At 65.2% G+C, this 22,409-nt stretch carries 22 protein-coding genes; 10 read left to right on the top strand and 12 right to left on the bottom strand.

Annotated elements, in window-relative coordinates; translation table 11 throughout:
* Positions 1-295: 295 nt before the first annotated feature.
* The 4 genes from JQ632_RS30570 (at position 296) to JQ632_RS30555 (ending at position 4,753) form a co-directional block, all read left to right on the top strand.
* Positions 296-970, top strand: a complete 675-nt coding sequence (locus JQ632_RS30570) for a dienelactone hydrolase family protein (protein WP_212406368.1) — start codon at positions 296-298, stop codon at positions 968-970.
* 24 nt (positions 971-994) lie between these two features.
* Positions 995-1,624, top strand: coding sequence for a hypothetical protein (locus JQ632_RS30565; protein ID WP_249152644.1), 630 nt, complete (start codon positions 995-997; stop codon positions 1,622-1,624).
* Between the two features lie 259 nt (positions 1,625-1,883).
* Entirely contained in the window at positions 1,884-4,049 is a 2,166-nt protein-coding gene (locus JQ632_RS30560; protein WP_212406367.1) for an anthranilate synthase component I, read from the top strand.
* 164 nt (positions 4,050-4,213) lie between these two features.
* Complete coding sequence (locus JQ632_RS30555; RefSeq protein WP_212406366.1) at positions 4,214-4,753, top strand: adenine phosphoribosyltransferase; 540 nt, start codon at positions 4,214-4,216, stop codon at positions 4,751-4,753.
* Between the two features lie 6 nt (positions 4,754-4,759).
* Here the strand turns inward: JQ632_RS30555 and JQ632_RS30550 are convergent, their stop codons facing one another.
* From JQ632_RS30550 to JQ632_RS30510, 9 genes are all read right to left on the bottom strand, one after another.
* On the bottom strand, positions 4,760-5,092 hold the full coding sequence (locus tag JQ632_RS30550; RefSeq protein WP_212406365.1) for a GIY-YIG nuclease family protein: 333 nt from the start codon (positions 5,090-5,092) through the stop codon (positions 4,760-4,762).
* 223 nt (positions 5,093-5,315) lie between these two features.
* Positions 5,316-5,984: a hypothetical protein gene (locus JQ632_RS30545; RefSeq protein WP_212406364.1), complete on the bottom strand. Its 669-nt coding sequence runs from the start codon at positions 5,982-5,984 to the stop codon at positions 5,316-5,318.
* Positions 5,985-6,046: 62 nt separating this feature from the next.
* A complete protein-coding gene (locus tag JQ632_RS30540; RefSeq protein WP_212406363.1) occupies positions 6,047-6,811 on the bottom strand; it encodes a hypothetical protein in 765 nt (254 codons plus the stop codon).
* 222 nt (positions 6,812-7,033) lie between these two features.
* A complete protein-coding gene (locus JQ632_RS30535) occupies positions 7,034-8,278 on the bottom strand; it encodes a M48 family metalloprotease (RefSeq protein WP_212406362.1) in 1,245 nt (414 codons plus the stop codon).
* A 32-nt stretch (positions 8,279-8,310) separates the two neighbouring features.
* The gene (locus JQ632_RS30530; RefSeq protein WP_212406361.1) at positions 8,311-8,871 is read right to left on the bottom strand and encodes a LemA family protein; all 561 of its coding nucleotides are present in this window, start codon (positions 8,869-8,871) and stop codon (positions 8,311-8,313) included.
* Positions 8,872-9,009: 138 nt separating this feature from the next.
* Complete coding sequence (locus JQ632_RS30525; RefSeq protein WP_212406360.1) at positions 9,010-9,990, bottom strand: small ribosomal subunit Rsm22 family protein; 981 nt, start codon at positions 9,988-9,990, stop codon at positions 9,010-9,012.
* Positions 9,987-13,451, bottom strand: coding sequence for a chromosome segregation protein SMC (gene smc, locus JQ632_RS30520; RefSeq protein WP_212406359.1), 3,465 nt, complete (start codon positions 13,449-13,451; stop codon positions 9,987-9,989). The genes JQ632_RS30525 and smc overlap by 4 nt, the downstream gene beginning before the upstream one ends.
* A 206-nt stretch (positions 13,452-13,657) precedes the next feature.
* Positions 13,658-14,314 (bottom strand): DsbA family protein, encoded by a 657-nt coding sequence (locus JQ632_RS30515; RefSeq protein WP_212406358.1) that lies wholly within the window; start codon positions 14,312-14,314, stop codon positions 13,658-13,660.
* Between the two features lie 150 nt (positions 14,315-14,464).
* On the bottom strand, positions 14,465-14,944 hold the full coding sequence (locus JQ632_RS30510) for a DUF721 domain-containing protein (RefSeq protein WP_212406357.1): 480 nt from the start codon (positions 14,942-14,944) through the stop codon (positions 14,465-14,467).
* 161 nt (positions 14,945-15,105) lie between these two features.
* Between JQ632_RS30510 and mutY the strand changes: the two genes are divergently transcribed.
* Positions 15,106-16,206 carry an A/G-specific adenine glycosylase gene (gene mutY, locus JQ632_RS30505; protein ID WP_212406356.1) on the top strand — a complete coding sequence of 367 codons (1,101 nt, stop codon included), beginning with the start codon at positions 15,106-15,108 and terminating at the stop codon, positions 16,204-16,206.
* A gap of 59 nt (positions 16,207-16,265) precedes the next feature.
* Positions 16,266-16,685, top strand: coding sequence for a PaaI family thioesterase (locus tag JQ632_RS30500; RefSeq protein ID WP_212406355.1), 420 nt, complete (start codon positions 16,266-16,268; stop codon positions 16,683-16,685).
* A 204-nt stretch (positions 16,686-16,889) separates the two neighbouring features.
* Here the strand turns inward: JQ632_RS30500 and JQ632_RS30495 are convergent, their stop codons facing one another.
* Together JQ632_RS30495 and JQ632_RS30490 are read right to left on the bottom strand one after the other, a co-directional pair.
* Entirely contained in the window at positions 16,890-18,173 is a 1,284-nt protein-coding gene (locus JQ632_RS30495) for a flavin-dependent oxidoreductase (protein ID WP_212406354.1), read from the bottom strand.
* Positions 18,174-18,264: 91 nt separating this feature from the next.
* Positions 18,265-18,630: a nuclear transport factor 2 family protein gene (locus JQ632_RS30490; protein ID WP_212406353.1), complete on the bottom strand. Its 366-nt coding sequence runs from the start codon at positions 18,628-18,630 to the stop codon at positions 18,265-18,267.
* A gap of 104 nt (positions 18,631-18,734) precedes the next feature.
* Between JQ632_RS30490 and JQ632_RS30485 the strand changes: the two genes are divergently transcribed.
* The 3 genes from JQ632_RS30485 (at position 18,735) to JQ632_RS30475 (ending at position 20,741) form a co-directional block, all read left to right on the top strand.
* Entirely contained in the window at positions 18,735-19,595 is an 861-nt protein-coding gene (locus JQ632_RS30485; protein ID WP_212406352.1) for a helix-turn-helix domain-containing protein, read from the top strand.
* Entirely contained in the window at positions 19,576-20,049 is a 474-nt protein-coding gene (locus JQ632_RS30480; protein WP_212406351.1) for a nuclear transport factor 2 family protein, read from the top strand. The genes JQ632_RS30485 and JQ632_RS30480 overlap by 20 nt, the downstream gene beginning before the upstream one ends.
* A gap of 71 nt (positions 20,050-20,120) precedes the next feature.
* Positions 20,121-20,741, top strand: a complete 621-nt coding sequence (locus tag JQ632_RS30475; protein ID WP_212406350.1) for a glutathione S-transferase family protein — start codon at positions 20,121-20,123, stop codon at positions 20,739-20,741.
* A gap of 211 nt (positions 20,742-20,952) precedes the next feature.
* On the opposite strand, the gene JQ632_RS30470 is transcribed toward JQ632_RS30475, so the two are convergent.
* Entirely contained in the window at positions 20,953-21,870 is a 918-nt protein-coding gene (locus tag JQ632_RS30470; protein ID WP_212406349.1) for a LysR family transcriptional regulator, read from the bottom strand.
* 92 nt (positions 21,871-21,962) lie between these two features.
* On the opposite strand from JQ632_RS30470, the gene JQ632_RS30465 reads away from it, so the two are divergent.
* Entirely contained in the window at positions 21,963-22,406 is a 444-nt protein-coding gene (locus JQ632_RS30465) for a nuclear transport factor 2 family protein (protein ID WP_212406348.1), read from the top strand.
* The last annotated feature ends 3 nt before the right edge of the window (positions 22,407-22,409 follow it).

Below are 22,409 nucleotides of genomic sequence, written 5' to 3'. Positions count from 1 at the left end.
ACCGAACCGCCGTATACGGACCCGTACGTACGGTGGTGTGGGAGGGGCGGAGCTGAGAGGCTCCCCCCTATCCCGATTTGGTCTCGTGTCCCGGACGCGGCGCAGCGTGTAACGATGCGCCGCAGAGCCGGGACCCAGCATGGGCCCCGGGTTAGCAGCGCACCACGCCGCAAAGGGGCAGCGCGCTGCGCAGCATCCGGGGCACGAGAGTGTGTTGCCGGTTGCGATTGCCTCCGGCGCGCACAGCGGCCAAAATGCCCGCAACAGCCCCTGAAGAAACTCATCGGAGGAAAGCATGGGAACCGTCATCACCTTCAAGCGGCCGGACGGCAAGGACGCGTCGGGCTACCTCGCCAACGCCGCACGCGGTAACGCCCCGGGCGTGGTTGTGATCCAGGAATGGTGGGGGCTGCAGGACCAGATCAAGGGCCTGTGCGACCGCTTTGCACTCGCCGGCTTCGATGCGCTGGCGCCCGATCTCTACAAGGGCACGGTGGTGCCGTATCACGACACCGACTCCGCCAATCGCGAGATGAACTCGCTCGACTTCATGGACGCCACCACGCAGACCGTGCGTGGTGCCGCGCAATTTCTCTCCAAGAACGGCGCCAAGGTCGGCCTGACCGGCTTCTGCCTCGGCGGCGCCGTAACCATCATCGGTGCAACGAAGATCCCGGAGCTTGCCGCCGGCGTCGTGTTTTATGGCATCCCGCCGGAGCAGGCGGCAAAACCCGCGGACGTCAAGATTCCGCTCCAGGCGCATTTTGCCAACAAGGACGACTGGTGCACGCCGCAGGTGGTCGATGGCTTCGAAAAGGGCATGAAGGCGGCCGGCAAGTCGCTCGAGCTGTTCCGCTATGACGCCGAGCACGCCTTCGTCAACGAGCAGCGCCAGGCCGTGCACGACCGCGAAGCCGCCGAACTCGCCTGGGGCCGCGCGACGGAGTTTTTCCGGAAGCATCTGGGATGAGTGCTTTCCGCTGCGGGCGGCTGAATGACCGTGGATACGATGCTCGGCAGAGCTCTTCGTTTCGGACGTCGCATGCGCGGACGTGCGGCGCGATGGATCGCTACTGTCGGCGGGGCTCTTGTGCTGGCCATCGCTCATGCGCCGGCGCAGCAGGGATTTGTGACGCTCAAGGGCGATCTGAAGACCTCGGCCTGGTGGGTTATTGCCGATTTTGAGCCATTCACGACGGAGGTTCGCGGCATCCCGGCGAACCGGATTCGAAAGGATTGGTGCAAGGCAACCGAGTTTCGCGAGGATCTCATTCCGAGGGAGCTGCTCGGTGCTGATGGAATGCTGGGGGCTGAGAGGTCCTTCGCGATCGAGGGACGTTTCGATGGCTCGGCCACGAAGCAGGTCGCATTGGTGGGCGTGTATCAAGAATGCTCAGGCAAGAAGGGCAGGTTCATCCTGATCCTCGACCAACCTGCGGACGGGAAAGCCAAGGTCAGATTTGTGAGTGCCGTGCGGACCGACCATCAGTTCGGCGCGCTCGAGAAGGGCAAGGACAACACCATTGTCGCCTGGTCCTGCATGGATTGCGATGGCATATCCGTCCTCAAATGGGACCGAAAGAAGCGCAAATTTGACTGGCTGCCTGAACCGGACGAACAATAACCAGTTGGCCGTCGGTAGCGCAGGATGATCGGAGCAGGTGTGCGTCCCGGCCGCTCCCTTGACATCATCCGCGGCGGATGGTCTTTAGTTCCCCCATGAGCACCGTTGTCCGCCCATCCCGTCTTTGGTGGCGCACCTCCTAAAGAGGTGGCCGGTGCGATTTTCCATTCCCAAATCGTCAGAGGTCGCCAGCATGGTGCGGCGGCCTGTTCGTTTGTCCTGTGTGGCGTTCCCTCGGCAAGTTTCGTAAGAGGACCCCATGAACAGGACAGTCTTTGCCCTCCCGGCCAGAAGCGACTACGCGACCCGCGCAGGTCTCGCGATCACGCGCGTGGCGGAGCAGTTCACGGGCGGCGCCAGCAGGCTCGACGATCTCGTCAGCCTGCTCGATCGCCGCCGCGGCGTCGTGCTGTCGTCGGGCACCACCGTCCCCGGCCGCTACGAGAGCTTTGACCTCGGCTTTTCCGATCCGCCGCTGAAGCTCGAGACATCAGGCTTCAACTTCACGCTGGAAGCGCTCAACGACCGCGGCAAGGTGCTGATCGCCTTCCTCGGCGACGTCATTCGCGAACCCTGCGTGGTGATCTCGGAGCGGACGCCGTCGCGGCTCGCCGGCCACATCATCCGCGGCGAGGCGCCGGTCGAAGAGGACCAGCGCACGCGGCGCGCCAGCGTGATGTCGCTGGTGCGCGACCTGATCGCCGCGTTCTCCGCCAATGACGACGGCATGCTCGGCCTGTTCGGCGCCTTCGCCTACGACCTCGTCTTCCAGATCGAGGATCTCGTGCAGAAGCGCGCGCGCGACAAGGACCAGCGCGACATCGTGCTCTACGTGCCCGATCGCCTGCTGGCCTATGACCGCGCCACCGGCCGCGGCGTCGTGATCTCATACGATTTCGCCTGGAAGGGCCAGTCGACCGCCGGCCTGCCGCGCGAGACGCCCGACAGCGCCTATCTCAGGACGCCGCGCCAGGGCTTTGCCGATCACGCGCCGGGCGAATACCAGGCCACCGTCGAGACGGCGCGCGCGGCCTTCGCGCGCGGTGATCTCTTTGAGGCGGTGCCTGGCCAGCTCTTCGGCGAGCCCTGCGACCGCTCGCCGGCCGAGGTGTTTCAGCGGCTCTGCGTCATCAACCCGTCGCCTTACGGCGCGCTGATGAATCTCGGCGACGGCGAATTTTTGGTGTCGGCTTCGCCCGAGATGTTCGTGCGCTCCGACGGACGGCGGGTCGAGACCTGCCCGATATCAGGCACCATCGCGCGCGGCACAGACGCGATCGGCGACGCCGAGCAGATCCGCCAGCTCCTGAACTCGGAGAAGGACGAGTTCGAGCTCAACATGTGCACCGACGTCGACCGCAACGACAAGGCGCGCGTCTGCGTGCCCGGCACGATCAAGGTGCTGGCGCGGCGGCAGATCGAGACCTACTCAAAACTCTTCCACACCGTCGACCACGTCGAGGGCATATTGCGTCCGGGTTTTGACGCGCTCGATGCGTTCCTGACCCATGCCTGGGCGGTGACGGTGACAGGCGCGCCAAAGCTCTGGGCGATGCAGTTCGTCGAGGATCACGAGCGCTCGCCGCGGCGCTGGTATGCCGGCGCGATCGGCGCCGTGAATTTCGACGGCAGCATCAACACCGGCCTCACCATCCGCACTATCCGCATGAAGGATGGGCTGGCCGAGGTGCGGGTCGGCGCCACCTGTCTCTTCGACTCGGACCCGGCCGCCGAAGACAGGGAATGCCAGGTGAAGGCGGCAGCCCTGTTTCAGGCGCTGCGCGGCGATCCGCCAAAACCGCTGTCGACCTTTGCGCCGGATGCGACCGGAAGCGGCAAGCAGGTGCTGCTGATCGACCACGACGACAGCTTTGTGCATATGCTCGCCGACTATTTCCGCCAGGTCGGCGCCAGCGTCACCGTGGTCCGCTATGTGCACGCGCTCGACATGCTCAAGCAGAAAAAGTGGGACTTGCTCGTGCTGTCGCCCGGACCCGGCCGTCCAGAGGACTTTGCGATCAGGAAGACCATCGACGCGGCGCTCGAGAAGAAGCTGCCGGTGTTCGGCGTCTGCCTCGGCGTCCAGGCGATCGGCGAATATTTTGGCGGCGAGCTCGGCCAGCTCGCGCATCCCGCCCACGGCCGTCCGTCGCGGGTGCAGGTCCGCGGCGGCCGCCTGATGCGCAATCTGCCGAACGAGATCGTCATCGGCCGCTATCATTCGCTCTATGTCGAGCGCGACAGCATGCCTGAGGTTCTCAGCGTCACCGCCAGCACCGAGGATGGCGTCGCCATGGCGCTGGAGCACAAGACGTTGCCGGTCGCCGGCGTGCAATTCCATCCGGAGTCGCTGATGTCGCTCGGCGGCGAGGTGGGCTTGCGTATTGTCGAGAACGCGTTCCGGCTGGATGCGGGGACGAATTGAGTGCAGGATCAGAGTATAGAGCTCGTCATTCCGGGGCGATGCGACGGGACCGCGAAGCGGCCCGGAGCATCGAACCCGGAATCTCGAGATTCCACATTGCGCAACTGCGCAATGGGGTTCGGCGCTTCGAGCCGTCCTGGAATGACAGCTAACATGGGATACCGATGACTTTTGATCACGATCTGAAGGCGAGCGTCCGCACCATCCCGGACTATCCCAAACCCGGGATCATGTTCCGCGACATCACGACCTTGCTCGCGGACGCGCGCGCCTTCCGCCGCGCCGTCGACGAGCTGGTCAATCCCTGGGCCGGCAACAAGATCGACAAGGTCGCCGGCATGGAGGCGCGCGGCTTCATCCTCGGCGGCGCGGTCGCGCACCAGCTCTCGGCGGGCTTCGTGCCGATCCGGAAAAAAGGCAAGCTGCCGCACACCACCGTGCGCATCGCTTACTCTCTCGAATATGGCATCGACGAGATGGAGATGCATGTCGACGCTGTTGCACCCGGCGAACGCGTCATCCTGGTCGACGACCTCATCGCCACCGGCGGCACCGCGGAAGGCGCGGTGAAGCTGCTGCGCCAGATCGGCGCCAACGTGGTCGCTGCCTGCTTCATCGTCGACCTGCCCGAGCTCGGAGGCGCCGCCAAGCTGCGCGCCATGGACGTGCCCGTACGCACGCTGATGACGTTCGAGGGGCATTAGAGCCGATTAGATCGCCTCGGCTTTCAGCTCCGCGAGCCAATGCAACATGCGCTCCTTCAGGAGCGCGTTCCTCACATAGTCCGTCTCGTCCTCGTCCAGCCGCTCGCATTCCGCGAACGTCAGGCCGGCCTCGCCATGCGCTTTCCAGGCGGCCTGCAGGCTGCGGCAGGGGTGGCCGCCCTGGCGTAGCGTAAACCAGATGCGGTTCTGGACCTTCTCGAGGTTCAGCGCCTGGCCGACCCAGGCCTCGCCGGAGGCCGCACAGCGGACCGCGAAAATGCCGGCAAACACCTTGCGCTCCTTGTAGGCGGCAATCGCGGCTTTTCGGTCGGTGGTCACGGGAAGGTCCTCGGCAGGTCGTTGCTGTCGCGAGACCTCATAGGGCGAAGTTGGCCGCCAGTCAATATTACCCGGGTAAAATAAATCTCTCTCGTCATTCCGGGGCGCGCGTCAGCGCGAACCCGGAATCCATTGTGCGGCTGTCTCTGTGGCCAGATGGATTCTCAGATGCGCAATTGCGCATCATAGCTCGCGACTTCGTCGCGCCCCGGAATGACCACCTTCAGGATCGCTGCAGGATCAGGCTGAGCTCGAGCTCGCGGAAGGCGAGGTAATTCCGCCGGATCCATTGGTGCAGCTCGGTCGAAGAGTCCTTCTCATTCCGCAGATAGGCGGTGAAGGAGAAGTTGAGCCGGTCGATATAGGTCTTGAGGAAGCCTGGCAGCGCCGGCAGGCGGAGCAGCCGGCCGCCCTCCATGGCCGGCGGCAACTCGCCGCGCACGACGAACTCGTTGTCCACGGTGATCAGATTGATCCGCGGGATCTGGGCGCGCAGCATCTCATGCGCGCGCGCCGAGATGCGGTCGGTGTCGGCGACGAACAGGATCATTGGCGCGACGTGGCGGCGCGCGGCTTCCTTCAGCAGGCCGATCTCGTCGGTCATCTTGAAGAACTCGTCGAAGGCGTGGAAGCCGAGGTCGATCACCTTGGCGAGCCCGTCATCGACGATGACGCGATCCATGAGCTGCATCTTGCCAAACGTGTCGATCACGTCGGCGGTCTCGGTGACCTTCGGCAGATAGTCGAGCAGCGACGGTTCCTTCAGATTGACGTCGAAGGCGGCGACGTCGCCGTTCTTGAGCAGCAGGAATTCCGTGAGCAGCCGCGCCAGCAGCGTCTTGCCGACCTGCGGGCGGGTTGAGCAGATGATGTAGACGGGCGTGGCGGGCATCGGAAGCTATTATCGGTGCGAAGGTCTCGCCCAATCCAGCCGTATCCGTACGGGTCTCGCAACTATTTTTCGCTGCTGCCGCCGCTGCGCGCCGCAGGCTTGGAGCCGACGATGTCGGTCAGGCGGATACGGTCGAATTCGCTCCAGACGTTCGCGAGCCAGTGCCGGACATAGCCGCGCAGCACGAAAGAATAGTTCGCGGCCTCGTCGTGGATGCCCTTGTTGGCGACGAATTTCAGGAACGGAACGGACGAGACCTCGACCTGCTCATAGGCCATTTCGTTCAGTTTCGGGATCGTCAGTTCCGTCGCATCCTTGATGCGGTGGAAATACGAATTGTAGGTCGCCTGGTCCCATTGGAAGAACTGGGTGTCGTTGATGAAGTTCTTCACCAGGAAATATTTTGCGCCGGTCATGAAGCCGGCCGTCTCGGCGATCTCCTCCAGCGAGGCGATCGAGGGGCCCAGGATGTGGAACACGGCGAAGGTGATCTGGCCGGCCTTGGCGGCGTCGAGGAAGCCGATGTCGCGCAGCGAGGCCAGCGCCGGCGACAAGAGACCGGCGCGGACGTCGATCACGGTCACCGACGGGCTCACGGCGTTGAGCGTGTCGAAGATCTTCATCTGATCCGCCGTCGTCGTCATGTCGACGATCTCGGTGATGTCAGGGTGGAAGCGCTTCAGTGTGCCGCGCGGGGATTCCGTGTCGAACGCGCGCGTCGGCACGTTGTTGGCGGAAAAATAATCGAGCAAGGTGCGCGATACCGTGGTCTTGCCGACCCCGCCCTTGTCCGCGCCCACCACAACCACTGCCGGCTTTGCTGCCATTGACGTCCCCTAACGCGCGCCCGCCGATCGCGTTGGTCGATCGGCCGGGTCCCAAGTCCTGATTCTGAAGTTTTGCCGCCCAAGTCTTCTCAAGTCTGCTGTTGGGCGCGAACATGGCAGAAACAAGGGAGAATTCAATCCTTGCGGCCTCGGCGCGGCAAATACTGCGATTTTTCCGACGACTTTTGGTGCGGTGGAAAAGGAGCGGTAAATCCCGCGGCTCTAGTGACGGCCCCAAGGGCCCGAGGGATTGCCCAACACGTTGCCCAGCGGATTGGGGATCGGCTTCCCCCTGGCGGTTCCGGACGGCGACGGCTCGGTCCCCTGCGGCGCATGGGAATCACCCCAGGGGCTGGCGGGCACCGGCGGCGGGCCGGCCTGCTGTTCCTGTTCAGCCTTGTGCTCGTCCTCGGGCTCCTCGGTTTCGTCCGCAAATGATGGCGGACCGGAATCGTGCCCGCCGGCGAACTCGACCAGCGCGTCGACCCGCGACTGCACGGACGGGTGGGTCGCAAACAGGTCGGCAAAGCCCTCACGGGGATTGTCGACACAGAGCTCCATCACCGCCGAGGTCGCGCCCGGCAACTCGCCGCGGTTCTCGATCTTGCGCAGCGCGGAGATCATCGCGTCGGGATTCTTGGTCAATTCGACCGAACCGGCATCGGCCAGATATTCGCGCGAGCGCGACAGCGCGAGCTTCACCACCTGTGACATCAGCCAGGCGACCACGATCAGCACCACCGCGATGATGATGACGATGACCGCGCCGCCGCCGCCGGAACTCTTGCTGTCGCTCGAGGAGGATGACGAGCGGGACGATGACGAGCCTGACGACCACGAGCCGCCGGAGCCCGAGCTCCAGCTGAAATTCGTGAACAGGCGGAAGAACAACTCGCCGAAGAATCCGACCACGCCGGCGATGATCACGGCGACCACCATCAGCTGCACGTCGCCGTTCTTGATGTGGGTCAGCTCGTGGCCAAGCACGGCCTCGATCTCCTGGTCGTTCAGCGCTTTCAGGAGGCCCGTGGTGACGGTGATGGAATATTGCCGCGGGTTGAGCCCGGTCGCGAACGCATTCAGCGCCGGGCTCTCCATGATCTTCAGCTTCGGCATGGTGATGCCGCGCGAGATGCAGAGATTTTCAAGCAGGTTATAGAGCCGCGGTTCTTCCTGCCGGGTCACCGAATGGCCGCCGGTGACCGCGTCGATCATCGATTGGTGGAAGAAATAGGCGATGATGATCCAGACGATCGCCGCGATCGTGGCGATAGGCGCCGCACTCTTCAGGTCTGAGAGCGCGTGCGTCAGGTAATAGCTGACCGTGCGATCGCCGTTGATGACGACCTCGGCAACCAGCGCGCCGGCATAGACCAGCACGTAGAGCAGCAGGAACAGGCCCGCGAGCAGCAGTATCGAACGGACCTTGTTCGATGCGATATGCGTGTAGAGACCATACGCGGCCATGGCGCGCTGTCCTGCCGGTCAATCCGCGGCGATCAGAACTTGACCTGCGGTGCCGCCTCGACCTCGGTGCGGCTCGCGCCGAGATCGAAGAAGTCCTTCTTGGTGAAGCCGAACATGCCGGCGAACAGCGCGGCCGGCATCTGCTGGATGCCGGTGTTGTATTCCTGGACCGCGTTGTTGAAGAAGCGGCGGCTCGCCGCGATCTTGTTCTCGAGGTCGGAGAGCTCGCTCGCAAGCTGCTGGAAGTTTGCGTTGGCCTTGAGGTCCGGATAGGCCTCCGACAGCGCGATCAGCCGTCCCAGCGCGCCGGAGAGCTGGTTCTCCGCTGCCGACACCTGCGCCGGGCCTTGCGCCGACATCGCCGAATTGCGCGCCTTGATGACGTCGTCGAGCGTGCCGCGCTCGTGCGAGGCATAACCCTTCACCGTCTCGACCAGGTTCGGGACGAGGTCGTGGCGCTGCTTGAGCTGCACGTCGATATCGGCAAAGGCCTGGCTGACGCGCTGGCCAAGTGCGACCAGCCGGTTGTAGGCGCCGAAGGCGAATAGCACGAGGACGACGATAACGCCGAGAACGATCCAGCCGGTCGACATGGAGAACTCCTGATCGGGGAAGAAGAAGGCGGGCAGCGTAACCCAAAATGGCGCCGGAGAGCACCGGCGCAGGAGGGGGAGGTATGACTTGGTCGGATGTGGAGCCATCCGAGTTCAAGGGAAAAGGGGCGAACGAGGTTAACTTTCCGACAGGACGGCATCGCCCCAGCGCCAGCGCCTCGCATCCGCATAGGCCGCCTTGTCGCGGCGTGGGACCTTCGTCAGCGCGAGGCCGTCCTCGGTGCAGAGCTTTGCCGTGATCTCGGCCTTGCCGACATCCGGCGGCGCCAGCACGCGCGGAGCGCGCGTCGGGGGCGGCGCGCGGGTCAGCGCCACATAGATGAAGCGCTCGTCCTCGAACGGCACGTCGGCGCCCTTGATCTGACGATGGGCCTGCGAGCGCGGCAGGCGCTGGTTGAAGTGGCACCAGTCGGGCGCAACAAGCGGGCAGGGTCTGTCGTGCGGGCAGGGCGCCGCGACATGCGCACCCGCCGCGATCAGGCGCCCGCGCAGCGCGAGGATGCGCGCATAGCCCGCCGGCGTGCCGGGCTCGATCACGACGAGCGCGTGGCGTGCCTTCGCCCACATCGCATCCGCAAGCGCGCGTTGATCGCTCTCGCTCAACTCGCCGATCAGATAGCTCGCGACGACGAGATCGGCTGGTGTTGCCTGGGCGAGGTTCTCGCCGGCGTCGCCCGGCAGATAGCGGCAGCCAGCCAGTTGCGTGCTGTCCTCGGCAAGCTCCAGCGCCAGCTTGCTCAGGGTGCGGTTGGTGTCGATCAGCGTGAACGAGGCGAGTGACGGGAAGGCTTCTGCCGCCGCCCAGCTTGCGGTGCCCGGGCCGGCGCCGACGTCGAGCAGGGTTTCCGGCGCAAGGTCTGGCACGATCTCGGTTAGCGCATTCAGGCTGGCCGCCACGGCGGCATACGTCGCCGGCATGCGCGCGAGCGCATAGGCCAGCGCATCGGCGTCGGACTTGATGCCGCCGGAATTGCCGCCGGTGCGATAGGCGTTCGAGATCTTTGACGACCGTTGCGCGGCCTCGTTGCGCGAAAAACCCTGGAGCTTGCCGTCGAGCGCGGCCTTGAGCTGTGCGGGGAGTGAGGGGGAAACCCTCACGCCACGTTCTGGTCCAGGATGTCCACGGCCTGCTCGAGGTTGACGGACACGAGCTGCGACACGCCGCGCTCGGCCATGGTGACGCCGAACAGCCGGTTCATGCGCGCCATCGTGATCGGGTTGTGCGTGATGATGATGAAGCGCGTGTCGGTCGTGGCGGTCATCTCGTGCAGCAGGTTGCAGTAGCGCTCGACATTGTGGTCGTCGAGCGGTGCGTCGACTTCGTCCAGCACGCAGATCGGCGACGGGTTGGTGAGGAACACCGCGAAGATCAGCGCCGTCGCGGTGAGTGCCTGCTCGCCGCCCGAGAGCAGCGACAGCGTCTGCGGCTTCTTGCCCGGCGGCTTTGCGATGATCTCGAGGCCGGCTTCCAGCGGATCCTCGCTCTCGATCAGGTGCAGCGCCGCCTCGCCGCCGCCGAACAGCTCGACGAACAGGCGCTTGAAGTGGTTGTTGACGGTCTCGAACGAGGTCAGGAGCCGCTCGCGGGCCTCCTTGTTGAGGCTCTGGATGCCCTGGCGCAGCCGCTTGATGGCTTCGACGAGGTCGTCGCGCTCGGTGGTGAGGCTGGTGTGCTGGGTCTCGACCTCGCGCAGTTCCTCCTCGGCGCGCAGGTTCACCGCGCCCAGGCGCTCGCGGTCGCGGCGCAGCTTTTCCAGATCTTCCTCGATTTCATTGAGCGGCGGCAGCTCGGCGCCGGGCTCGATCTCGGCAAGGCCGGCGACGGCTTGCGGCTCGACCTCGAGCATGTCGTGGATCTCGCGCTCGATGTCGACGAGACGGCGCCGCGCGCCCTCCATGCGCTCTTCGGCCCGCGCGGTCGCCTCGCGGGCGCTGGACAGCGCCTCCAGCGTCAGTTTTGCGACGCGATCGGTCTCGGCCATCGCGGTTTCCGCGGCGGCCAGCGCGTCGGCGGCGACGCGGCGGTCGTTCTCGGCGTACTCGATCTCGTTGATCAGCGCGCTGCGCTTCTCGGCGAACACGGCGGGCGCGTTCTCGAGGTCGCTGCGCTCGATCGAGACCTCGGTGATGCGGGCCTGGATGGTGTCGATGTGCGAGGCCGCGCTTTGTTTGCGGTTCTGCCACTCATTGCGCTCGGCGAGGATCGCCTGCACGCGGCGGTCGGCAAGCTCGGCTTCGCGCGCCAGCGCCTGCGCCTCCGCGCGGACCTGCGCGGCGAGCCGGCGGTGACCCTCGATGTCGCTGCGCACGGCGGCGAGGCGGACTTCCGTGTCTTCGCTGGACGGCAGCTCGGAGATCGCAGCCGCTGCGTATTCATGCGCGGCTTCGGCCTCGGCGCGGTCGGCGGCGAGGCGGCTGTGGGCCTCCGACAGCGCCGATTTGCGCGCGGCGTGACGGTTGATCTCGCGCTCGGCCGTGGCATGACGCTCGCGTGCGACGTTGAGCTCGCGCTGCGCGGCGCGCCAGGCTTCGCGCGTGGCGCCTTCGGTGCTGGCCGCCATTTGCAGCTCGGACTCGGCGTTCTCGAGCGCCTGACGCTTGATCTGCGCGTCGATGCGGGCCTGCTCCAGCTCGTTCTCGATGTCGACGAGACGGGCGCGTTCAGCCAGACGCCGCGCAGCGCCGGTCGGCGCGTGCGCCGCCGCCACAAAACCATCCCAGCGCCAGACATCGCCTTCGCGCGAGACCAGCCGCTGGCCGGTCTTGAGCTGCGAGACAAGCTCGGCGCCGCGCTCACGCGACACCACGCCGATCTGCGCCAGACGGCGGGCAAGCTCGACGGGCGCCTGAACGTGATCGGCAAGCGACTCGACACCCTCGGGCAGCGCCGGATCGCCCTCGGTGACGCCGGCATTGGTCCAGCGCATCGGCGCCGACGGATCGACGGGAGCATCGAGATCATCACCGAGCGCAGCGCCGATCGCCTTTTCAAAACCCTTGGCGACCGTGATGCCGTCGATGATCGGCGGCCAGAGATTCTTGGTCTCGCCGTTGACGATCTTGGAGATGGTGCGCGCTTCGGTTTCGAGCCGCTGCACGCGCTTGTCGGCCTCGTTCAGCGGCGAGCGCGAAGATTCCAGCGTCTGGCGGGCCGCGACATGCGCGGCTTCGCTGGCCTGCGCCGCGGCCTCGGAGGCCGCGAGGGTCTCTTCGGCGGTCTCGACCAGGGCGGCGAGCTCGGTGACATCGCCAAAGCCGCCGGTCTCCTGCGCGAGCTTGTCTTCTTCGGCCGCGACGCCGGCAATCTCCTGATCGAGGCGGGCGAGACGGTCGCGATGGGTGCGGACATTGGCCTCGAGCTGGTTGCGCTTGGCGGTGAGATCGGCAAGCGCGGTGGTGAGCTCGGAGAACTGGCGCTCGGCTTCGGCGAGTGTTGCTTCGGCTTCCGCAACGCGTTCGTCGACGCCCGAGCGCTTCTCGACGCGCGACTTGATCTCTTCCTTGAGCTCCGCGTCCTCGGTGTCGAGGCGCTCCAGCGCGACGTCGGCATCGCCCGTCTGCTGCTGGGCGCGGGCGATGTCGCCCTCGAACTGGGTCAGCCGGCGCTCGAGCTCGGTGACGCGTTCCTTGGCGCGCTCCTCTTCGCGGTCGAGCAGCTCGCGCGCATTGGTGAGGCGCTGCAGTCCCGCTGCCGCGCGCGCTTCCGCATCGCGCAAGGCCGGCATCTCGGCGGCGCGGATCGCCTGGATACGGGCGGCCTCGGCCTGATGTTGGGTGCGCTCGGCCATCTCGCGGACAGCGAGATCGTGGGTGTGGCCGGAATCGTTGACCTCGGCATGCGCCGCGATCCAGCGCAGGTGGAACAGTGTAGCTTCCGCCTTGCGGACCTTTGCCGCGACCTCGCGGTAGCGCACGGCCTGGCGGGCCTGCTTCTTCAACCCTTCCATTTGCCCGGAGAGCTGGCCGATCACGTCCTCGACGCGGGTGAGGTTGGTTTCGGCAGCCTTCAAGCGCAGCTCGGCCTCGTGGCGGCGGGCATGCAGGCCGGCGACACCGGCGGCGTCTTCCAGCACGCGGCGGCGCTGTTCGGGTTTTGCCTGGATGATCTCGCCGATCTTGCCCTGGTGGACGAGAGCCGGCGAACGCGCGCCGGTGGCGGCGTCCGCGAACAGGATCTGCACGTCGCGGGCGCGCACGTCGCGACCGTTGATGCGATAGACCGAGCCTGCCTCGCGCTCGATGCGGCGCGAGATTTCCAGGAACTGGCTGTCATTCATCGCCGCCGGCGCCGAGCGATCGGCATTGTCGATCGTCATCGTCACTTCGGCGTGGTTGCGCGCCGGGCGATTGCCGGAGCCTGCGAAGATCACCGCGTCCATGTCGGAGGCGCGCAGCGACTTGTACGAGGTCTCGCCCATCGCCCAGCGCAGCGCTTCGACGAGATTCGATTTGCCGCAACCGTTCGGACCGACGACGCCGGTGAGACCGGGCTCGATCACGAAGTCCGTGGGCTCGACGAACGACTTGAAACCATGCAGGCGGAGGCGGGTGATCTTCATAAACACGCTTCTCTGTTGACAGGGCGCGAATCTCCCTGCCGTGACAATACCATAGAAGGCAATGTCGATGTCTGGACGAGTCGCTCGATACGGCTCATGCGGCTGGACAATGGCCGCGCCGCGCCTCAAGGGCAACCAGCGAAGAGTGCTTTTCCCAAGGGAAATATACGGCTTTTCGCGAGCGAATCAGGACCAAACCGTGAAGATCAGCTCTTCAGCAGCGGATTGATCTTCTTCGCGAATTCGTCGAACGAGGCCTCGCCCTTGATCTTCTCGCCGTTGATGAAGAACGTCGGCGTCGAATCGACCTTCAACACTTCGCTCGCGTATTTCTGGTCGGCCGCGATCTTGTCGAGCAGCGCCTGGTCCTTCAGGCAGGCCTCGACCTGCTGCGGGCTGAGGCCAGCCTGCTTGCCGATCCGGGTCAACGTCTCCGTGGTGTTCTTCGTCACCCAGTCGTTCTGCGAGCGGAACAGCATGTCGGTGACGGCGAAGTATTTTGGCGCGTCGCCATTGGCAATGCAGCGCGACAGCATCGAACCCGCGGCCGCCTTGATGTCGAGCGGGAACTCCCGGAAGATGTAACGCACCTTGCCGGTGTCGATGAATTCCTTCTTCAGCTTCGGGAACACCTGTTCATTGAAGGCTGCGCAATGCGGGCAGGTCATCGAGGCGTATTCGGTGATGGTGACGGCGGCGTTCTCGGGCCCGATCGCCATGTCAGGCAGCGACACCGGCTTCGCCACGTCGGCGGCGGTTTGCGCCATTGCTTCTGTGATGAACCGCAGCGGCGACAACCCGGCCAGCGCGGCAAGTCCGGTCAGCGACAGCATCGTGGTGAAGGCGCGGCGGGTGATGATCAAGGTCGGCTCCCGGATGGCAAAGGTCTCGCCCGGATAGGAAGATAAGGCGAATGAGGTTCCAAATTGAGGCGAGCCTGTCGCTAGCTTGAAACGCGTTTTGTGGCAATGGCGTGCCGCAAGGACGGGTCCGGATTGGCCGCGCAATTGGGCTCAATTTCGCTTGATTGCGGCCCCCAGCCGGGCCAGCGCGTCCCGCAACTGTTCATCTTCGATGCTGCCGAGGGTTTCCGCGACCTTTGCCACCGACTGGGGGTCCGGCGGGCGGGGTCTGACCGGCCGTCGGCTGCGCGACAGGGGGGCCTGGCGGAAGGCCAGCTTGCCGACCGCGCTCCAGCCGAAGAAGCGGTTGACCCGCTCCAAAATGACGTCGGACGAATGCTGGATCTCCAGCGCCATCGGGCCCTCGACCCGCAGCACCAGGGTCGCCGGTTCCTGCGGCTGGCCCTCGACCGGCCGCGGCCATTGCATCTTCAGCGGCTCGGAATGGACAGCGATCTCGGGACCCGCGATCTCCGCCCACCGCGTTACCAGTTCGCGCGCGGCAAAGCCTTGCTTGGCATAGGCCTCGGCAAAGACGTCGTTGAGCAGGAGCGCAAGCGGCTTTGCGCTGATGGGCCGGGGTTTGGACATGGGGCCTTATAGCACTTCGTCCCTCGGGCCACAGATTCTTCGCCGTCATGGCCGGGCTTTGTCCCGGCCATCCACGTGTTGCCACGAAGAAAGACGTGGATGCCCGCGACAAGCGCGGGCATGACGTGGAGACGCTGGCGTTACCTCGTTACAGTGATGGGATGAGCCCCAAGTCCGCCCTGAAGGCGAAATCGGAACCGGTCCGGCCGGAAGCGTCAGCGCGCCCGCTCGCGCTGCTCCAATGGTACGACCGCCATCGCCGCCGCCTGCCGTGGCGGGCGCTCGCCGGTGAGGCGCCGGATCCCTACCGGGTCTGGCTGTCGGAGATCATGCTCCAGCAGACCACGGTGAAGGCGGTCGGCCCCTATTTCGAAAAATTTATGGCACGCTGGCCGGATGTCACGGCGCTCGGCCGCGCCTCGCAGGATGACGTGCTGCGGATGTGGGCGGGGCTCGGCTATTATTCGCGTGCGCGCAATCTGCACGCCTGCGCGGTCGCGGTGACGCGCGAGCATGGCGGCGTCTTCCCCGACACCGAAGAGGGGCTGCGCGCGCTGCCGGGGATCGGGCCCTACACCGCCGCGGCGATTGCCGCGATCGCCTTCGACCGCCGCACCATGCCGGTCGACGGGAATATCGAGCGCGTGGTGTCGCGGCTGTTCGCGGTGGAGGAGGAGCTGCCGCAGGCAAAACCGCTGATCCAGCAATTGGCGGCGACGCTGCTCGCGGATGCGCGCGCAGGAGACAGCGCGCAGGCGCTGATGGATCTGGGCTCCTCGATCTGCACGCCGAAGAAGCCGGCCTGTTCGCTGTGCCCGCTGAACGAGGATTGCGTGGCGCGTGCGCTCGGCACACAGGAGACTTTTCCGCGCAAGGCGCCGAAGAAGAACGGGACGCTGCGCCGTGGCGCCGCCTTCGTCGTGACGCGTGGCGACGAGCTCTTGGTCCGCTCGCGGCCCGAAAAGGGCCTGCTCGGCGGCATGACCGAAGTGCCGGGATCGGACTGGCTCGCCGGCCAGGACGACAAGGCCGCGAAGACGCAGGCGCCCGACATCAAGGGCATCGCGCGCTGGCAGCGCAAGGTGGGAGTCGTCACCCACGTCTTCACGCATTTTCCGCTGGAGCTCGTGGTCTACACGGCCAAGGTGGATGGGCGCACCCGCGCGCCGGCGGGCATGCGCTGGGTGCCGATCGCAACGCTTGCCGATGAAGCGCTGCCCAACGTCATGCGCAAGGTGATCGCGCACGCGTTGGGTCTATAGCCGCTCCTGACAGCATGCTGGCAGTAGGCCTGCGCTAAGGGGACGCAATGGAGGTTCCCATGGTCAAGACCGCGCTCGACGATTTCAAAGCTCCACCCTGCGCAAAACTGCTCGGCTGGCGTCTGCTCGATGCCCGGCCGGAGGAGGGCTGGATCAGGCTCGCCTTCGAAGGCAAGCCGGAGTTCTGCAACCCCGCCGGCTTCATCCAGGGCGGCCTGCTCTCCGCCATGCTCGACGACACCATGGGCCCGGCCGTGCTGGTGATGAGCGAGGGGCGGCTCTACACCACCACGATCAGCATGACCGTGAACTTTTTGGCGCCCGCCAAGCCCGGTCCGCTCGTCGCCGAGGCGAAGGTGACGCAACTCGGCAAGACCATCGCCTTCGTCGAGAGCAAGCTGATGGCCGAGGACGGCACGGTGCTCGTGACCGCAACGGCGACCGAGCGGCTGTTGGAGGCGGCGAGGGTGGTGAAGTGAATAGTGTAACCACATACTCCACTCCCTTCTCCCCTTGTGGGAGAAGGTGGCGCGAAGCGCCGGATGAGGGGTCTCTCGCGGCGCGTTCAAATAGCGAGATGAATCCGCGGAGGCAGACCCCTCACCCGAGTGAGCCCGCGTCTACTGGCGTCGCTGCCCTCTCCCACAAGGGGCGAGGGCACATCAACGTGCAGCTCGTGCCGCTCACGCGCTCGCTCTTGTCGCATCCGCCTTCGACACAATCGGCGGCTTTGCATTCAGCGCCTCGACCTGAAAACCGGCGACGCGCTTGTAGTTCGCGGCGATGTCTTCCAGCTCCTTCTGCGACAGCACGTCAGTCACCACCTTGTAGCCGTCAGGCGCGCGCTCCTCGACGAGCTGCATGACCTGCTCGGGGCCGTTCTTGCGGTTGAGCAGGACGAGGTCGGTGGTCGCCGGCCGGCGCTCGGCCTCATAGGCCAGGAGCGCTGCATTCGTCGGTCCATGCGCAAGGATTTCGCGGGTGATGGTGCGGGCATCGAGGATCGCCTGCGAGGCGCCGTTCGAGCCGATCGGATACATCGGATGCGCGGCATCGCCCATCAACGTGACGCGGCCAAACGTCCACTGGTTGACGGGATCGCGGTCGACCAGCGGATATTCGTAGGCGTGCGGGCAGTTCTTGATCAGGCCGGGCACGTCGAGCCAATCGAACTGCCAGTTCTCGAACCACGGCAAAAACTCGTCGAGCCGCGCGGTGCGGTTATAGTCCTCGCGCCGCCACTGATAGGTCGGCGGCATGTGACGCTCGGCCACCCAGTTGATGAGGTGGTTGCCGTTCGCGTCCGGCTTCTGGCTGATCGGATAGCAGACGAATTTCAGGATCTCGTGGCCGGCCATGATCATGGTGCGGCCGGTGAGGAATGCCTTTAACGGCGTGACGCCGCGCCAGAGGATGCGGCCATTCCAGATCGGCGGCCCTTCTTGCGGGTAGAGCTTCTCGCGTGCGGCAGAATGGATGCCGTCGGCGGCGATCAGCAGTGTGCCCTCATAGGAGCCTGCGGATTTGCCCGTGGCCTTGTCGATGAAATCGGCGCGTACGCCGTTGGCCGTCTCGCTCCAGCCGGTGAGATGGTGGCTGGTCAAAATGTTGTCGCGGCCGAGCCGCTCGACGGCGGTGTCGAGCAGGATCTGCTGGAGGGTGCCGCGGTGGATCGAGAACTGCGGCCATTTGTAGCCGGCCTCCAGCCCGCGCGGCTCGCTCCAGATCGGCTTGCCCTGCTTGGAGAAATAGGCGAGCTCCCGGGTGCGCACGCCTGAGGCGTCGAGCTTGTCCATCAGGTCGAGCTCGATCAGTTCGCGCACCGCATGCGGCAGCACGTTGATGCCGACGCCGAGCGGTTTCAGCTCGGACACGCTTTCGAACACCTTTGCCGGGATGCCGATTTGATGCAGGCTGAGCGCCAGCGTCAGCCCGCCGATACCGCCACCCGCGATGAGAACAGTCATCTCACTCCCCCAATACTCTTGCGGGGGTCATGACATGGAGAGGTGCAGGGGGCAACTGCGAAGACCGCCGCAGATGGTTCCTGACCGGCCTCTATCGGGGCGCCGGTGCGGCCCCGAAGAAGCCGACGATCTTCACCAATCGGCCGTCGGCGCCGATCTCGCCAAAATCGATCGAAATGTCGCCGCACGACCCGTCCGCGCGCACCAGGCGCCAGAGGAAGCGGAGCACGTCGTGGTGGACATCGATACCGCTCATGAACTCGAGCCGCGCGCCGAGCCGGCTCGTCTGCACCTTGGCGATATGACCCGCGAGCGCATCGCGCCCTGCAAGCGCGACATTGGGATCGACATAGACGCCGTCATCGCTCCAGCATTGCGCGAGCAAGGCCTGCCTGCGCGTGTCATCAGGCTCGTTCCACGCCGCCATGTAGGTCGTCACGATTGCATCATGGTCCATGAGTGATCTCCACCGTGGCTCCGCGACTGTTGCAGGGAATTGGCGGCAGGTCACTTACATCCGAGGTAATTGCCCTTCTGACGTGATGGTCTAGATTGCCCGCCATGAGCGAGCCAACCCACAATTCCCACGAGGTCGCGAGCGGGCATTTCAGCAGCCTGCTGAAACATTGGCGCAACGTGCGCCGTCTCACCCAGATCGAGCTCGCTGGTGATGCCAACGTCTCCGCGAGGCACCTGTGCTTCCTGGAAACCGGGCGCTCGCAGCCGAGCCGGGACATGGTGCAGCTCCTCGGCAGCGTTCTCGACCTGCCGCTGGAGGAGCGGAACGCGCTGCATGTCGCGGCGGGTTTCGTCCCGCCCTATGGCGACAAGGGACTGGCTGCGGAAAACCTTCAGCCGGTGCGGCAGGCGCTGGACTTCATGCTGCGGCAGCAGGAGCCGTATCCCGGCATTGTCATCGACGGTCACTGGGACGTGCGCATGCGCAATCAGGCGTCGGCGCGCCTGCTCATGCCGTTCCGGGATGCCTTCGACATGGACGCGGGCCTTGCCAACAACGCCATGCATGTCGTGTTTCACCCCGGGGGCCTCAGGCAGTTCATGGTGAACTGGGCAGAGTTCGCGGGGCAGCTGATCCGCATCCTGCATCGCGATGTCGCGCAAGGCAGCCGGGCCGCGGCAAGGCTGCTCGACGAGATCGCGGCCTATCCCGGCGTGTCGGCCGAGTGGCGGCTTCCCGGCCACGCATCGGCGGCGTCTCCGGTCATGACGATGCAGCTCGCCAAGGGCGACTATCGGCTGTCCTTTTTCTCGACCTTCACGACGCTCGCCATGCCGACGGATGCGGTGCTCCAGCAGATCAAGATCGAATGCTTCTTTCCGGCCGATGAGGCGACCGCCGAGAAAGCGCGCCAACTGGCCGCTTCAGCCACGGGAGACCCGCATGCAATCAGCTACCGTTAGTCACTCACCGACTGTTATGGACGAGTTGCGGGCCATCAATGCGCGCTTCATCCATAATTTCGTGACCAGCGATGTCGCCTCGCACGACGCGCTGCTGCACCCTGATTTCATCAACATCTGGCCGACGGGCCAGCGCTGGGATCGCGCCAGCTATTTGAAATACTGGGCGACCGCGTTTGATCCAAAAATCATCATCTATTGGGACGTGCGCGACGAGCTCATCACCGTGATCGGCGACGTCGCACTGGTGCGCTCGACCAACAAGCATGTCCGCCGCCGCGACGGCAAGGACGTCACCGGCATGACCACGTACACCGATACGTATCTGTTCGAGAACGGCGCGTGGAAATGCATCCAGGCGCAGCTTACGCCGGTGGCGCCGGAGCACTATCCCGCTGATGATACGATCGTGAGCGTCTACATCGAGGGCAAGCTCCAGCCTCGCGTGCAGTAAGGCGCTGAAGCGTCGGGGGTGGACGGCGCGCGAAGAGGCCGTTACCTTCCGGCTTTCGCATGAGGTCCGACATGTTCAAGCTCTACTATGCAACCGGCACCTGCGCGCTCGCCTCCCACATCGCCCTCGAGGAGGCCGGCGCCGACTACACGACCGAACGGCTGAACTTCAAGGCCAACCAGCAGAACAGCCCGGAATATCTCGCGATCAATCCGAAGGCGCGCGTGCCGTCGCTGGTGACCGATCGCGGCATCCTGACCGAGACGCCAGCGATGCTCGCCTATATCGCGCAGACGCACCCCAAGGCGAAGCTCGCGCCAATGGACGACGCCTTTGCGTTTGCAGAAGTGCAGTCGTTCAACTCCTATCTCTGCTCCACCGTGCATGTGGCCCACGCCCACAAGATGCGCGGCGCGCGCTGGGCGACGGAGGAGAGCTCCTTTGCCGACATGAAGCGGATGATCCCGAAGACCGTCGGTGCCTGTTTTGCGCTGATCGAGCAGAAGATGTTCAAGGGACCGTGGGTGATGGGCGAGCAGTACACGATCTGCGATCCCTATCTCTTCACCATCGCGCAATGGTTGGAGGGCGACAGCGTCGACATCAATGCGACACCGAAGGTCGCCGAGCATTTCAAGCGCATGGCCGACCGGCCCGCGGTGCGCAAGGTGCTGGACGCGGAGAAGGCTTAGCCCCACTTCCGTCGTCCCGGACAAGCTCCCGGCAACGCGTAAGCGTTGTCCGGAGCGCAGATCCGGGACCCATAACCACAGGAAGTGGTTATGGCGCGAGCTGGCGACCACGAGTCATCGCCAAACTCGATCCTGTGTTTATGGGTCCCGGATCGGCGCGCGCTTGTGGCGCGCTTGTCCGGGAAGACACCGTGTTTGTTGAAGCCGCATCCTATCCAGTCTTCCGCTTCTCCAGCTCCCGCCCCGTGTCCAGCATCAACCGCCTGAGCCAGATCGATCCCGGGTCCATCTGCGCGCGGGTCGGATAGAACATGAACTGCTCGTCGAGGCCGGGATCGAGCGGCGGCGTCACCGTGGCGAGCGAAAGCTGCTTTGAGAGCGCCGCGATCAGCCGCCGCGGCACGAAGGCGACGAGGTCGGTGCGCGCGGTGACGTGCAGCGCCTCGATATAGCCGGGGACGACCAGCGCAATGTGCCGTTCGATTCCCTTCGTGCGTAGCCAGGTGTCGATGAGGTCCTCAGCTTGGCCGCGGATGATCACGGCGACGTGGCGTGCTTCGAGGAACGCATCGCGCCGCTTCAGCTTTGCGCCGAGCGGATGGCCGCGGCGTACCGCCAGCGCGTCGCTGTCGGTATAGAGCAGCTGGCGGTGAAATCCCGTGAAGGCGTTGCCGATCGAGATCACGAGATCGATGGTGCGGGCAAACTCCGCATGGAAGATCGCCGGCCCCCGCCACGGCACCACGTCGATGCGCAGGTTCGGCGCAAGACGCGTCACCTTGGCCATCAGCGGCGGCATCAATAGCTCGACGGCGAGATCCGGCATCATCAGGCGAAAATGCCGCTCGCTGCGCGCCGCATCGAAGTCATCAGGGACGAACAGCCCGCGCACCTGGTCGAGCGCATGCGCCAGCGGCGCGCGCAGCGCCTGCGCCCGCGGCGTCAGCTCCATCCGCGCGCCGGTGCGCACCAACAGCGGATCGCCAAAGATGTCGCGCAGCCGTTGCAGCGCGTGGCTTGCCGCGGGCTGCGACAGCCCGATCCGCATCGCGGCGCGGCTGACATTGGCCTCGCGCAACAGGGCATCGAGCGCGGTGAGCAGATTGAGGTCGAGCGACGTCAAATTCATGAGGTGAATAGATATCATATCCAGTATCGATTGGAAGAATGCAGCTGGGGGCGCGATGATGGGCTTGCCAAGCTTACCAACGGAGCAACACCATGAGCGCCGCAACCAACAAGAAACTGCTACAGGACATCTTTGCCGCCGCCGCCAACCCCGATCCGGCCGCGCGCGACCGCGCGCTGTTCACGGCGAGCCTCGCCGACGACGCAAAATGGGTCGTGACCGGGCAATATTCCTGGTCGCGCACTTTCGCGGGCAAGGAGTCCATTCTCAACGATTTGCACGGCCATGTCCGATCGCGCCTGCGCGACCGTAGCCGCACCGTCGCCCACCGATTCATCGCCGACGGCGACGTCGTCGTGGTCGAGGCCAAGGGCGATAACGTCACCAAGGAGGGCGTCCGCTACGATAACGACTATTGCCTGGTGTTCCGCCTCGAGGACGGCAGGATCAAGGAGATCAGGGAATATTGCGACTCGATCCTGACCGAGAAGGCGCTCGGGCCTTTCCCGCAAGGCGCAAAAAGGGCGACGGGTTGATCG

Source organism: Bradyrhizobium liaoningense (genome assembly GCF_018130955.1).
GTDB classification, from domain to species: domain Bacteria; phylum Pseudomonadota; class Alphaproteobacteria; order Rhizobiales; family Xanthobacteraceae; genus Bradyrhizobium; species Bradyrhizobium liaoningense_C.
This window is presented reverse-complemented; position numbering and strand designations above follow the sequence as displayed.